This is a genomic window from Bradyrhizobium sp. 186 (genome assembly GCF_023101685.1).
In the GTDB taxonomy this organism is placed as follows: Bacteria; Pseudomonadota; Alphaproteobacteria; order Rhizobiales; family Xanthobacteraceae; genus Bradyrhizobium.
On record NZ_CP082164.1, the window covers coordinates 9222026 to 9234915 of the forward strand.

General features: G+C 64.9%; 13 protein-coding genes. 11 read left to right on the plus strand and 2 right to left on the minus strand.

The genetic code is table 11. The features are described from left to right. Positions 1–4: 4 nt before the first annotated feature. Positions 5–859, plus strand: coding sequence for a TIGR01459 family HAD-type hydrolase (locus tag IVB18_RS43940; RefSeq protein WP_247986301.1), 855 nt, complete (start codon positions 5–7; stop codon positions 857–859). Between the two features lie 163 nt (positions 860–1022). Here the strand turns inward: IVB18_RS43940 and IVB18_RS43945 are convergent, their stop codons facing one another. After that, on the minus strand, positions 1023–1418 hold the full coding sequence (locus IVB18_RS43945) for a response regulator (protein ID WP_007596883.1): 396 nt from the start codon (positions 1416–1418) through the stop codon (positions 1023–1025). Between the two features lie 231 nt (positions 1419–1649). Between IVB18_RS43945 and IVB18_RS43950 the strand changes: the two genes are divergently transcribed. The 7 genes from IVB18_RS43950 to arfB all read left to right on the plus strand — a co-directional run bounded on the left by IVB18_RS43950 (position 1650) and on the right by arfB (position 10823). Beyond that, the gene (locus IVB18_RS43950) at positions 1650–2621 is read left to right on the plus strand and encodes a bifunctional riboflavin kinase/FAD synthetase (RefSeq protein WP_247986302.1); all 972 of its coding nucleotides are present in this window, start codon (positions 1650–1652) and stop codon (positions 2619–2621) included. A gap of 201 nt (positions 2622–2822) precedes the next feature. After that, positions 2823–5858: an isoleucine--tRNA ligase gene (gene ileS / locus IVB18_RS43955; RefSeq protein WP_247986303.1), complete on the plus strand. Its 3036-nt coding sequence runs from the start codon at positions 2823–2825 to the stop codon at positions 5856–5858. A 154-nt stretch (positions 5859–6012) separates the two neighbouring features. Next, a complete protein-coding gene (lspA, locus tag IVB18_RS43960; protein ID WP_247991876.1) occupies positions 6013–6516 on the plus strand; it encodes a signal peptidase II in 504 nt (167 codons plus the stop codon). Between the two features lie 84 nt (positions 6517–6600). Beyond that, positions 6601–7323, plus strand: a complete 723-nt coding sequence (locus IVB18_RS43965) for a hypothetical protein (protein WP_247991877.1) — start codon at positions 6601–6603, stop codon at positions 7321–7323. Positions 7324–7527: 204 nt separating this feature from the next. Continuing rightward, the gene (locus tag IVB18_RS43970) at positions 7528–8919 is read left to right on the plus strand and encodes a pitrilysin family protein (protein ID WP_247986304.1); all 1392 of its coding nucleotides are present in this window, start codon (positions 7528–7530) and stop codon (positions 8917–8919) included. Beyond that, positions 8916–10286, plus strand: a complete 1371-nt coding sequence (locus tag IVB18_RS43975) for a pitrilysin family protein (protein WP_247986305.1) — start codon at positions 8916–8918, stop codon at positions 10284–10286. The genes IVB18_RS43970 and IVB18_RS43975 overlap by 4 nt, the downstream gene beginning before the upstream one ends. A 114-nt stretch (positions 10287–10400) precedes the next feature. Continuing rightward, entirely contained in the window at positions 10401–10823 is a 423-nt protein-coding gene (gene arfB / locus IVB18_RS43980) for an alternative ribosome rescue aminoacyl-tRNA hydrolase ArfB (protein ID WP_247986306.1), read from the plus strand. A gap of 56 nt (positions 10824–10879) precedes the next feature. Here arfB and IVB18_RS43985 read toward each other — a convergent pair whose 3' ends face one another. Next, positions 10880–11179 (minus strand): hypothetical protein, encoded by a 300-nt coding sequence (locus tag IVB18_RS43985; protein ID WP_247986307.1) that lies wholly within the window; start codon positions 11177–11179, stop codon positions 10880–10882. Between the two features lie 322 nt (positions 11180–11501). Between IVB18_RS43985 and IVB18_RS43990 the strand changes: the two genes are divergently transcribed. The 3 genes from IVB18_RS43990 to IVB18_RS44000 are packed head-to-tail and all read left to right on the plus strand — an operon-like array spanning position 11502 to position 12866. Continuing rightward, complete coding sequence (locus IVB18_RS43990; protein WP_247991878.1) at positions 11502–11888, plus strand: c-type cytochrome; 387 nt, start codon at positions 11502–11504, stop codon at positions 11886–11888. Next, the gene (locus IVB18_RS43995; RefSeq protein ID WP_247986308.1) at positions 11889–12284 is read left to right on the plus strand and encodes a VOC family protein; all 396 of its coding nucleotides are present in this window, start codon (positions 11889–11891) and stop codon (positions 12282–12284) included. It begins immediately after the preceding gene. Between the two features lie 33 nt (positions 12285–12317). Beyond that, entirely contained in the window at positions 12318–12866 is a 549-nt protein-coding gene (locus IVB18_RS44000; RefSeq protein WP_247986309.1) for a gluconate 2-dehydrogenase subunit 3 family protein, read from the plus strand. Positions 12867–12890: the final 24 nt, after the last annotated feature.

Here is a 12890-nt window from a genome sequence, read left to right on the forward strand (position 1 = left end):
CATCATGACCACGCTGCATTTCGCCGAAAGCCTGCGTGAACTCGTCGGCGACGTGGAGGTCGTGCTCAGCGACATCTGGGGCGTGGTCCATAACGGCCTGGAATCCTTCCCCGAGGCCTGCGAGGCGCTGCACACCTACCGCAGACGCGGCGGCACGGTGATCCTGATCACCAACGCGCCGCGTCCAGCCGACTCCGTGCAGCGGCAATTGCGCAAGCTCGGCGTCGCCGATGAGACATATGACGCGATCGTCTCCTCGGGCGACCTGACGCGGCTCTATGTCGCCGACCACCCCGGCCGCAAGATGTTCTGGCTCGGCCCCGAGCGCGACAACTCGATCTATCGCGGCCTCGATGTGGTGCTCGCGCCGATGGAAGAGGCTGACTACATCGTCTGCACCGGCCTCTATGACGACGAGACCGAGACGGCGGAAGATTATCGCGGCATGATGCTGAAGGCGCGCGAGCGCAAGCTGACGCTGATCTGCGCCAACCCCGACATCGTGGTGGAGCGCGGCGACCGGCTGATCTATTGCGCCGGCGCGATCGCGGAGCTCTATCGCGAGCTCGGCGGCGAGGTGATCTTCTACGGCAAGCCGCACCGGCCGATCTACGAGCGTGCGATGGCGCTCGCCGGTGAACGCCAGGGCCACCAGATCGACCGCAAGAAGGTGCTGGCGATCGGCGATTCCGTCCGCACCGACCTCACCGGCGCGCGCGAATTCGGCATCGACTGCCTGTTCGTCACCCGCGGCATCCATTCCGAGGAGTTCGAGGGCCTCGACCAGCTCGACCCGGCCTCCGTGATGGAATTGTTCGGCCACCCGCCGAAGGCGCTGATGCGCGAATTGAAGTGGTGACGATCTAACCCGTCGTCATTCCGGGGCGGCTCGCAGAGCCGGACCCGGGATCTCGAGCTTCCGGGTTCGATGCTTCGCATCGCCCCGGAATGACGGGCCAACGCAGAGAGCCCGGGGCGAGCCCGGGCCTTCCGAATTCACCTGATGGCTTCGATCGCGCGCCTTACGCGCTCGCCATGTCCGGGAAGACCGCCTCGATCTTGGTCTTCAGCGTCGCCGCGTTGAACGGCTTGACGATGTAGTTGTTCACGCCGGCCTTCTTGGCCGCGATCACGTTCTCAGTCTTGGATTCCGCCGTGATCATGATGAAGGGCGTGGTGGCGAGGTTGGGATCGGCCCGCACTTCGCGCAGCAGGTCATAACCCGTCATCGGCTCCATGTTCCAGTCGGAGATCACGAGCCCGTACTTCTTGCCGCGCATCTTGTTCAGCGCCGCCGAACCGTCGCTGGCATCATCGATATTCTCGAAGCCAAGCTGCTTCAGCAGATTCCTGATGATACGGATCATGGTGCTGTAGTCATCCACCACCAGAACCGACATCGACAAATCAACCGCCATCTCGACTCCCCCAACGCAAACCAAGGAACATTTACGATCGGACCCGCCGGGCAGGGGCCCCGCAGTTCCACGTTTCAAGGACTAGCACCAAGGCGTTAAACAGCGCGTTAACTGGGCGCGCCCCTGACGGACTGAAATCGTGTTCGATGCGGTCGCATCCCCCGGCTTGACTTCATCCGGCGGGTCAAGCCACGGTCCCGGCCCGTCCTGCCCGGCTCGAGAATTCTCCTGATGGCCCCGCATTTTACCGTTATCCGCGACACCACGCCGGATTCCGCGATTCTGAGGGGCGCCGTGGTCGCCATGGGCAATTTCGACGGCGTTCATCTCGGCCACCGCGCAGTGATCGCTGCGGCCCTGGAAATGGGCCGGACGCATGGCCGCCCTGCGCTGGCGTTGACCTTCGAGCCGCATCCGCGCCGGTTTTTCAGCCCCAACACCCCGCAATTCCGCCTGACGGACGAGCGTGCAAAGCTGCGGCTCCTGGCCGGCACCGGGCTTGCCGGCGCCGTGGTCATGACCTTCGACAAGGCCCGCGCCGGCACCAGCGCGCAAGACTTCATTCACCATGACCTGATCGGGCGCCTCGGGGTGAGCGGCATAGCGGTCGGCTACGACTTTCATTTCGGCAAGGGGCGGGTCGGCTCGCCGAGCCTGCTGGCCAACGAGGCGCCCCGGCTCGGCATCGAGATCGACGTCCAGCCGCATGTCGATATCGACGAACGGCCGGTTTCCTCCAGCGCCATCCGGATCGCGCTCGCCGAAGGCCAGCTCGACGACGCCACCACCATGCTGGGCGGCCCCTGGTTCGTCACCGGCGAGGTCGTTCACGGCGAGAAGCGCGGCCGCGACCTCGGCTATCCCACCGCCAACATCCGCCTCGACGCCAATTGCGGCCTGAAGCACGGCATCTATGCGGTGCGGGTCGGCCGCGGCGCCGAGCGCCTCGACGGCGTGGCCAGCTTCGGCCGCCGTCCGACCTTCGACAATGGCGCCCCGCTATTGGAAATCTTCCTGTTCGACTTCAAAGGCGACCTCTACGGGCAGGCGCTGGACTGTGCCTTCGTCGGCTTCATCCGCGAGGAGCTGAAATTCGACGGCATCGAAGCCCTGATCCGCCAGATGGACGACGATTCCGCCCGCGCCCGCGCCATGCTGGCTGCGGCTCCGGATGCGTTTCCAAGGTTAGGGACGATTGATTGAGGGCCCAAAGCCGGCCTGCCGGCCCTTTGCGCTTCCCCGGCCCGGCTGCTATGGAGAGCCCATGTTTGCGCGGCGCATCATAGGGATTAGCGGCCCGGCTTCCGCCTGAGCTCTGGCTCGGCGCAAGACCGGGATGTTGTCGTTTCACCCCGCGATCCCAGTCGCCATCTGTTTCCGCGCCCTTCCGAGCCAGTCAGCCAAATGTCCGAAAAGCCGCAAAAGTCCGACGCCAAAGACTATTCGAAAACCCTGTTCCTGCCGCAGACGGAATTTCCGATGCGCGCCGGCCTGCCGCAGCGCGAGCCGGAGATCCTCAAGCGCTGGTACGAGATCGGCCTCTACGAGAAGCTGCGCGAGAGCGCGAAGGGCCGCGACAAGTTCGTGCTGCATGACGGCCCGCCCTACGCCAACGGCAACATCCATATCGGCACCTCGCTCAACAAGATCCTGAAGGATCTCGTCACCAAGAGCCAGCAGATGCTCGGCTTCGATTCCAACTACGTGCCGGGCTGGGACTGCCATGGCCTGCCGATCGAGTGGAAGGTCGAGGAGGAGCACTATCGCAAGAAGGGCAAGCAGAAGCCCGACTTCCGCGACAGTGTTGCGATGATCGATTTCCGGAAAGAATGCCGCGCCTACGCGACCCACTGGCTCGACGTGCAGCGCGAGGAGTTCAAGCGTCTCGGCGTAATCGGCGACTGGGATCATCCCTACGCCACCATGAGCTATCCGGCCGAAGCCCAGATCGCGCGCGAGTTGATGAAGTTCGCCGCCAACGGCACGCTCTATCGCGGCTCCAAGCCGGTGATGTGGAGTGTGGTCGAGAAGACCGCGCTGGCCGAGGCCGAGGTCGAATACGAGGACTACACCTCCGACATGGTCTGGGTGAAATTCCCGGTCACCTCACCCGCCCATGGCGCGCTCGCCACTGCGAGCGTGGTGATCTGGACCACCACGCCCTGGACGCTGCCCGGCAACCGCGCCATCTCGTTCTCGCCGAAGATCGCCTACGGCCTCTTTGAGATCACGGACGCGCCGGCCGACAATTGGGCGAAGACCGGCGATCTCCTGATCCTTGCCGATGCTTTGGCGGAGGAAGTATTCAAGCAGGCGCGCGTGAGCGCCTATAAGAAGGTGCGCGATATCCCCGGCGACACCATGGACGCGATCGAATGCGCCCATCCGCTCAAGGGCCTCGCCGGCGGCTACGAATTTACCGTGCCGCTGCTTTCCGGCGATCACGTCACCGACGACACCGGCGCCGGCTTCGTGCACACCGCGCCGAGCCACGGCCGCGAGGACTTCGACGTCTGGACGGCGAATACGCGCGATCTCGATGCGCGCGGCATCCCGACCGCGATCCCCTACACCGTCGACGAGAACGGTGCCTATACCGACCAGGCGCCCGGCTTTGCAGGCAAGCGCGTCATCAACGACAAGGGCGAGAAGGGCGAGGCCAACGAGGCCGTGATCAAGGCGCTGGTCGAAAAGGGTATGCTGCTCGCGCGCGGCCGGCTGAAGCATCAATATCCGCACTCCTGGCGCTCCAAGAAGCCGGTGATCTTCCGCAACACGCCGCAATGGTTCATCGCGATGGACAAACCTATTGTGGACGCCCCGGGCAAGCCCGGGACTATGGACATCGCCGCCGGCGGCAAGACCAAGTCCGGCGACACGCTGCGCGCTCGCGCGCTGCGCGCGATCTCGGTGACCCAATGGGTGCCGCCGTCGGGCGAGAACCGCATCAACGGTATGATCGAGTCCCGCCCGGACTGGGTGATCTCGCGCCAGCGCGCCTGGGGTGTGCCAATCGCCGTGTTCGTGCGCGAGAAGGGCGACGGCTCTGCCGAGATCCTCCAGGACGAGGCCGTCAACACCCGCATCGGCGATGCTTTCGAGAAAGAAGGTGCGGACGCCTGGTACGCGCAAGGCGCGCGCGAGCGCTTCCTGGGCACGCGTGCGAACGAGGACTGGCAGAAGGTCGACGACATCCTTGACGTCTGGTTCGATTCCGGCTCGACGCACGCCTTCGTGCTCGAAGATCCCGTGCACTTCCCCGGCCTTGCCGGCATCAAGCGCAAGGTCGACGGCGGCAAAGACACCGTGATGTATCTGGAAGGCTCGGACCAGCACCGCGGCTGGTTCCACTCCTCGCTGCTGGAAAGCTGCGGCACGCGTGGTCGCGCGCCCTACGACATCGTGCTGACGCACGGCTTCACCCAGGACGAGCACGGCCGCAAGATGGCGAAGTCGCTCGGCAACACCATCGCGCCTCAGACCGTCATCAAGGAATCCGGCGCCGACATCTTGAGGCTCTGGGTCGCCGCCTGCGACTACACCGACGACCAGCGCATCGGCCCCGAGATCCTCAAGAACACGGTCGAGACCTACCGCAAGCTGCGCAACACCGTGCGCTGGATGCTCGGCACGCTGCATCATTACAAGCCGGCCGACGCGGTCGCGCCGGCCGACATGCCCGAGCTCGAACGGCTGATGCTGCACGAGCTTGCAGTCCGCGCCGGCGTGATCGGCAAGGCCTATCAGGAGTTCGACTACAAGATCGTGGTCGCGACCCTGTCCGCCTTCCTGAACAGCGAGCTCTCGGCATTCTATTTCGACATCCGCAAGGACACGCTCTATTGCGATCCGCCCTCCTCGCTGACGCGCAAGGCGGCGCTGACGACGATCGATCTGTTGTGCAACACGATCCTGAAATGGCTGGCGCCGATCCTGAGCTTCACCGCGGAGGAGGCCTGGCGCATGTACAAGCCCGACGCCGAACCCTCGGTGCATCTCGCGCAGTTTCCGGAGGATCTCGAAACGCTCCGCGACGACAAGCTCGCCGCGAAATGGGAGGCGATCCGCAACGTGCGCCGCGTCGTCACCGGCGCGCTCGAGCTCGAACGCGCCGCCAAGAACATCGGCTCGTCGCTCGAGGCCTCGCCGGTCATCTATGTCGCCGACCGCGACATGCTGGCGACGCTGTTCGACGTCGACCTTGCCGAAATCTGCATCACCTCGAACTACGAGGTGCGCGAGGGCGAGGCGCCGGCCAGCGCGTTCCGTCTCGATGCCGTGCCCGGTGTGGCGGTCGTGGTGGAGAAGGCGGTAGGCACCAAATGCGCCCGCTCCTGGAAGATTTCGCCGACAGTCGGCGAGGATCCTGAATACCCCGACGTCACCCCGCGCGACGCCAAGGCGCTGCGCGAATGGAAGGCGCTGGGGGTGGGGGTTTGACTCCCGTCGTCCCGGCGAAAGCCGGGACCCATATCCACCGCAACTAATCGTCGCGAAGGCTGATGACTCCGAGTCTTTCCAACAACGACCGCTTGGGGATATGGGTCCCGGCCTTCGCCGGGACGACGGCGGTGTTTGTGGCGATCAGTTCGCCATGACTCCCCTCCGTCTCGGCATCATCTCGGCCACCGTCACCGTCATCCTCGACCAAGCCTCAAAGCTCTGGCTCCTGAACGTGTTCGATCTCGCCCGTCGCGGCGCGGTGAAGGTCACGCCGTTCTTTGACCTGGTGCTGGCGTGGAATATCGGCATCAGCTTCGGCTGGCTCCAGAACGACGGCCAGGCGGCCCAGATAGCGCTGATGGCGGTGAAGGTCATCGCGGTGGTCGCGCTGGCGATCTGGATGGCCAGGTCGCACACCTTCCTTGCAACCGTCGCGCTGGGGCTCATCATCGGGGGTGCCATCGGCAACGGCATCGATCGCCTGGCCTATGGCGCGGTGGTCGATTTCGCCCTTTTTCATGTCGAGATCGGCGGAAACACCTATAATTGGTACGTCTTTAACCTGGCGGACGTGGCCATCGTTGCTGGGGTGGCAGCCTTATTGTATGATTCCTTCCTGGGGTACCCGCCGCAAAAGCGCCCTGATCCCGGCTGATACGGGCCGGCAGGCGGAACCTTGGCTCCGAGAGCCGGCCGCGCGCGACGCGGTAATCTGCCACAATTTGGAACAGGTACAGTGATGCGCAGCTCCGAGACCAGCATTTCGATGGTTCGAGACCCCCGGCAAGGGATCTGGCGGGCACTGAAATTGTCCGCTGTCGCGCTCGGCATCGGTCTCGTCATGTCGGCAGGCGCGGCCCGCGCCGGTGACGACGACGATGACGACATGACCTTCGAAGAAAAGCTCATCGACAATCTGATGTCCGGCATCGGCGCCAAGAGCATGGAGAAGCCCGGCATCGAATACCGCGAGCGCTCGCCGCTGGTGGTGCCGCCCAAGCTCGACCTGCCGCCGCCCGCCGAGACCCAGGCGAAGGCCGCGCCGAACTGGCCGAAGGACCCCGACGAGAAGCGCCGCAAGGAAGCCATCGCCGCACGGAAGAAGGCCGTCAAGGCAACGGAGAACTGGCAGGCTGCGCAGCCCCTGACGCCCGCCGAGATGAAGGCAGGCCAGACCGCCGCAGCTCCCCGCACCAACAATGATCCCATCCAGCCGGGTACCAACGGAAACCCGTCATTGATGCCGGCCGAGCTCGGTTACAGCGGCGGTCTGTGGAATATGATGAAGGGCGGGAACAGCTCCGAGTCCAAGTCATTTACAACCGAGCCGCCGCGCCAGTCGCTGGTCGAGCCGCCGGCGGGATATCAGACGCCGTCGCCGAACTACGCCTACGGCTCGGGGCCGGACAAGTCGCGGCGGACCTATTTCGACATCATGTCCGGCAAGGACAAGGAACAATAGCGCTCCTGTTCCGCCGCGACACCCTGACGGACGCGAACCTGGCGCCGGCGGCTCCTGCACGCCGGACGCGGTCTATAAATTGCTTATCAGTAACTTGCCCACGCGTTGAGTTCTCTGCTTCGTGACGCGAAGCCTCAGCCGCACGGTGTAGCATGCCGTGCCTCCGAGCCGGACATCCGGGCTCGGCCTTTCATAAGGATCATGATGTCCTCTTACCGATCGGCCGCCTGCATCCTTGCCGCGCTGCTTTCGACGAGTGTCCTCTCGGCCGGCGGCGCCCTCGCCCAGACCACGGTAACATCGGCCCCGCCCGCCAGCTTTACGCTCAGCAACGGCCTTCAGGTCGTGGTGATCCCGGACCATCGCACGCCCGTGGTCACGGAGATGATCTGGTACAAGGTCGGCTCGGCCGATGAGACGCCGGGCAAGTCCGGGCTCGCCCATTTCCTCGAACACCTGATGTTCAAGGGAACGGAGAAGCACCCGGTCGGCGAATTCTCCCAGACCGTGCTCCGCGTCGGCGGCAACGAGAACGCCTCGACCTCGGTCGACTACACCAACTACTACCAGCGCGTACCGCGCGAGCAGTTGCCGACCATGATGGAGTTCGAGGCCGATCGCATGACCGGCCTGATCCTCAAGGACGAGAACGTGCTGCCCGAGCGCGACGTCGTGCTCGAAGAGTACAACATGCGCGTCGCCAACAATCCCGACGCACGGCTGAACGAGCAGATCATGGCCGCGCTCTATCTCAACCATCCCTACGGCCGTCCCGTGATCGGCTGGCACCAGGAGATCGAGAAGCTCGATCGCGAGGACGCGCTCGCGTTCTACCGCCGCTTCTACGCGCCCAACAACGCGATCCTGGTCATCGCCGGCGACGTCGAGGCCGCCGACATCCGTCCGCTGGTCGAACGCAATTTCGGCCCGATCCCGGCCCAGCCCGCGATCCCGGTGCGGCGCATCCGCCCGCAGGAGCCGGAGCCGGCGGCGCCGCGCACCGTCACGCTGTCCGATCCGCGCGTCGAGCAGCCCAGCATGCGACGCAATTATCTGGTGCCCTCGGCAACGACGGCTGCGGCCGGCGAGAGCGCGGCGCTCGACGTGCTCGCCCAGTTGATGGGGAGCGGCAGCAATTCCTATCTCTACCGCGCCCTCGTGGTCGACAAGCCGCTCGCGGTCTCCGCCAACGCCAGCTATTCGAGCATCTCGCTCGATCCGACCCAGTTCGCGATCTCGGCCGCGCCGAAATCCGGCGTCAGCTTCGCCGAGGTCGAGCAGGTGGTCGACGGAGTCATCGCCGACGTCGCACAGAACCCGATCCGCGCCGAGGATCTCGAGCGGGTCAAGACCCAGCTCATCGCGGAGGCGATCTACGCTCAGGATAACCAGGCGGTGCTGGCACGCTGGTATGGCGGCGCGCTCACCACGGGCCTGTCGATCGAGGACATCCGGAGCTGGCCGGACCGCATCCGCGCCGTCACCGCCGAGCAGGTTCGCGCCGTCGCGCAGAAGTGGCTCGAGAAGAAGCGCTCGGTGACGGGCTATCTGATCAAGGACACTGCTACCACCAAGCGCGAGGAGAAGCGTTCGTGACCTATCCCTTCTTTCGCGCGCGGCGCGTTGCACTGTCCCTTGCCACCGGCGCGACACTCGCGCTGGCTTCGGTCTCGCCGTCACAGGCGGCTGCAAAGATCCAGCATCTGACCTCGCCGGGCGGCATCGAGGCCTGGTTCGTGCAGGATGCGACCGTGCCGCTGATCGCCATGGAATATTCCTTTGCCGGCGGCTCGGCGCAGGATCCGAAGGACAAGTCGGGCGTCGCCAATTTGGTCGGCGACCTCCTCGACGAAGGTTCCGGCGACCTCGACTCCAAGACCTTCCACGAGCGGCTCGACCGCCGCGCCATCGAGCTCTCCTTCAGCGCCGGCCGCGATACCTTCCGCGGCAGCCTGCGCATGCTGCGCGACAACAGGGACGAGGCCTTTAATCTGTTGCGGACGGCGCTGACCTCGCCGCATTTCGACACCGCCGATGTCGAGCGCATCCGCTCGCAGGTCGTCTCGGGCCTGCGCCGCGAGACCACCAACCCGACGTCGCTGGCGAGCCGCAAATTCCTGGAGGTCGCATTCGGCGATCATCCCTACGGTCGGCAGAGCAACGGTACGCTCGATAGCGTGCCGACCATCACGGTCGCCGACATGAAGGATTATGTCCGCCGGGTGCTTGCCAAGGACGGGCTGAAGGTCGCGGTGGTCGGCGACGTCGATCCGGCCACGCTCGGCAAGCTGCTCGACCACACCTTTGGCGCCCTGCCCGCCAAGGCCGATCTCGTGCCGGTGCCCGACGTCGATGCTGCGAAGCCGCCGCAGCGCGCCTTCGTGCCGCTCGACGTGCCGCAGACCGTGATTACCTTCGGCGGCCCGGGCGTGAAGCGCAGCGATCCGAACTTCATGGCGGCCTATGTCGTCAACCACATCCTCGGCGGCGGCGGATTGTCCTCGCGGCTCTATCGCGAGGTCCGCGAGAAGCGCGGGCTGGCCTATTCGGTGTTCGAATCCCTGCTGTGGATGGAACATTCGGCGGTCTTCATCGGCAACACCGGCACGCGCGCCGACCGCGCCGGCGACACCATCGATGCCATCGACAAGGAGGTGCGCCGCATCGCCGAGGAGGGCCCGACGCAGAAGGAGCTAGACGAGGCCAAGTCCTATCTCAAGGGCTCGCAGATGCTGGCGCTCGATACCTCCTCCAAGCTCGCGCAGGCGCTGCTACAATACCAGCAGGATAAGCTGCCGATCGACTATATCGAGAAGCGCAACGCCGTCGTCGATGCGGTCACGTTTGACGACGCCAAGGCGGCCGCGAAGCGCCTCTGGGGCCAGGGGCTCCTGACCGTCGTCGTCGGTCGCGCGCCCCAGGCCGCCGCGCAACCGGCGGCCGCGGCGCCGAAGTCGAACTGACTTCTTCGGTACGCTTCCTGAAATGGCCGGGCTCGCCCGGCCATTTTGCGTTTCAGGCGCCATTGCCGAACGTAGATGTCCGGGATATGTCCGGGCATCACGAATGGTGCCACCATGCTGCGGATATCCCGCGACCTCGTCTTTGACGAGGACGATATCGAGATCGGCTTTGTCCGCGCCTCCGGCCCCGGGGGGCAGAATGTCAACAAGGTCGCCACCTCGGCGCAACTGCGCTTCGACACCCGCAAGCTCACCCTGCCGGAGGATGCGGCGCTGCGCCTTGCCCGCCTCGCCGGCCAGCGCATGACCAAGGACGGCGTCATCGTGATCCAGGCCCAGCGCTTCCGCACCCAGGAGCGCAATCGCCAGGACGCTATCGACCGCCTCCTGGAGATTCTGCGCGAGGCCATGGTGCGGCCGACGCCGCGGCGCGCGACGCGGCCGACCTTTGCCTCCAAGCAGCGCAGGCTCGAGGGCAAGAAGCGTCGCAGCAACGTCAAGGCCGGCCGCGGCGGCGGTCGCGGCTTCGACGACTGAGCGACGAAAAAACCTCCGGCCGCCGAGCGACCGGAGGTTTGCGGTGCTGGATAGCGTCAGTAGCGCTTGCTGGTGCCGCCTGTGGCGGCATCGTCGGCCGTGCCCTTGTGCGGTGCGCTGCCGGTGGTACCGACCGTGCCTTTCGTCCCCTTGGTGGTCGACTTCATGCCGGTCTTCTCGCCCGCGGCACCCGGCGGCTGCGCGCTCAAGTCCTCGTCATCGCTGCCTGGGGCCTGCATGGTCTTGCCCTGCCCGCCGCGCAGCTTGGTGTCGGACGACGCGCCCTGCGCGAGAACCGGCCCCACGAGCAGGGCCGAGAGAGCGCATGCGATCACAGAGGTCTTCATCAACTTCATCCATTTCTCCTGGATTTTGTTCGCGATGAACGGTTCGGTCTATCCCCACGCCGTTCGCTGGGCCGAACCATCCCATCGCGCCGAGATCCGAACGGCGTTACCCCATGCAATCCGCGTCATGTGGTCATCGTTTAGGAATTTCGCGGCCATTTCGCGGAATTGCAGTCCTCATATGCGGCAGCGCGGAACACACGCAAGCCGCGAACACATCCGACGTTCGATATGCGGACTGCTTCGCAGCGAAACAGCCCGCTACTACCACCGCATGTTTGGCGCCGCCTAGAGTTTGCGCACGTTGATGTGGATGGGCAGGCTCTTGGCGATGCGGGCAGTCGTGCTGGGATTGTGCACCGCAGTGGTGCTGGTGGTGCGGGTCGCCGACGCGCAAATGCCTTTGCCGGCCGCAAAGCCGCCGGATGGCGCGACGCTCTTCAAGCAGCAATGCGCGGTGTGCCACACGACCAACCTGTCGGAACCGATGCGGCAAGGCCCGCCGCTGATGAAGATCGTGGGACGGTCAGCCGGCAAGGTCGAAGGCTTTCGCTATTCGGAGAGCCTCGCGAAAGCGGACTTCGCCTGGGACGAGGCCAGGCTCGACGCCTGGCTGACCAATCCGCAGGCCGTCGTTCCCGGCGTGATCATGGTCTACCGGCAGGCGAAGCCGGAGACGCGTGCGGCCATCATCGCATTTCTCAAGGAGCAGAACTGAATGGCAAAGCCGGTCCATTCCATGATCCGCGTGCTCGACGAGGCACGCTCGCTCGATTTCTACAAGCGCGCCTTCGGCCTCGAGGTCGCCGACCATCTGAAGTTCGCGGACTTTGCCCTGATCTATCTGCGTCACCCGTCCTCATCCTTCGAGGTGGAGCTGACGGTCAATTTCGATCGCAAGGAAGCGTACGCGCTTGGTGACGGCTACGGACATCTCGCCGTGGTGGTCGAAGACCTCGATGCCGAACATGCCCGCTTCGAACGCGAGAAGCTCGCACCGGGACCACTGCGCGACTTCAAGCACGACGGCAGGACGCTGGCGCGCTTCTTCTTCGTCAGCGATCCCGATAACTACAAGATCGAGGTGATCCAGCGGGGCGGGCGTTTCAACTGATCAAATCATAAAATCAAAATTGAGGAGGAACCCATGAGAGAAGTCGATCGTCGAAGCAAGCATAGCCGCCGCGTCTTTCTCAAGGGCGCGGCAACCGCCGTGCCGGTCGCGGCCGTAGCGACCAGCGTCGCCGTCAGCATCGAGGGCGCCTGGGCCGATGGGGCCAGCGCGCTCTCTCCCGCGACGATGAAGACACTGCTGAAGGTCGCGCGTGACATCTATCCGCACGATGTTCTCGGCGACAGCTACTACATCACGGCGATCAAGCCGTGGGACGGCAAGGCGGCCAAGGACCCTGCTGTCAAGACGCTCATCAGCGACGGCATCACCAGGCTCGATCAGAACGCGCGCGACCGTCACAAGGTGCCCTATGGCGAAGTACCCTGGGAATCCGATCGCGTGGTGCTGCTGAAGGAGATCGAGCAGAGCGACTTCTTCCAGAAGGTGCGTGGCGACCTCATCGTGTCGCTCTACAACCAGAAGGAAGTCTGGCCGCGGTTCGGCTACGAGGGCTCCTCCGCCGAACACGGCGGCTACATCAACCGCGGCTTTGCCGACATCGACTGGCTGCCGAAAGCTTAAGTCACATCAACAGTTCAGGAGAAC

Bases quoted from the DNA above. Each gene is read 5' to 3' on its own strand.
- IVB18_RS43940 (WP_247986301.1), top strand. From the start codon at position 5: ATGACCACGCTGCATTTCGCCGAAAGCCTGCGTGAACTCGTCGGCGAC.
- IVB18_RS43945 (WP_007596883.1), bottom strand. From the start codon at position 1,418: ATGGCGGTTGATTTGTCGATGTCGGTTCTGGTGGTGGATGACTACAGC.
- IVB18_RS43950 (WP_247986302.1), top strand. From the start codon at position 1,650: ATGGCCCCGCATTTTACCGTTATCCGCGACACCACGCCGGATTCCGCG.
- ileS (WP_247986303.1), top strand. From the start codon at position 2,823: ATGTCCGAAAAGCCGCAAAAGTCCGACGCCAAAGACTATTCGAAAACC.
- lspA (WP_247991876.1), top strand. From the start codon at position 6,013: ATGACTCCCCTCCGTCTCGGCATCATCTCGGCCACCGTCACCGTCATC.
- IVB18_RS43965 (WP_247991877.1), top strand. From the start codon at position 6,601: ATGCGCAGCTCCGAGACCAGCATTTCGATGGTTCGAGACCCCCGGCAA.
- IVB18_RS43970 (WP_247986304.1), top strand. From the start codon at position 7,528: ATGTCCTCTTACCGATCGGCCGCCTGCATCCTTGCCGCGCTGCTTTCG.
- arfB (WP_247986306.1), top strand. From the start codon at position 10,401: ATGCTGCGGATATCCCGCGACCTCGTCTTTGACGAGGACGATATCGAG.
- IVB18_RS43985 (WP_247986307.1), bottom strand. From the start codon at position 11,179: ATGAAGTTGATGAAGACCTCTGTGATCGCATGCGCTCTCTCGGCCCTG.
- IVB18_RS43990 (WP_247991878.1), top strand. From the start codon at position 11,502: ATGCGGGCAGTCGTGCTGGGATTGTGCACCGCAGTGGTGCTGGTGGTG.
- IVB18_RS43995 (WP_247986308.1), top strand. From the start codon at position 11,889: ATGGCAAAGCCGGTCCATTCCATGATCCGCGTGCTCGACGAGGCACGC.
- IVB18_RS44000 (WP_247986309.1), top strand. From the start codon at position 12,318: ATGAGAGAAGTCGATCGTCGAAGCAAGCATAGCCGCCGCGTCTTTCTC.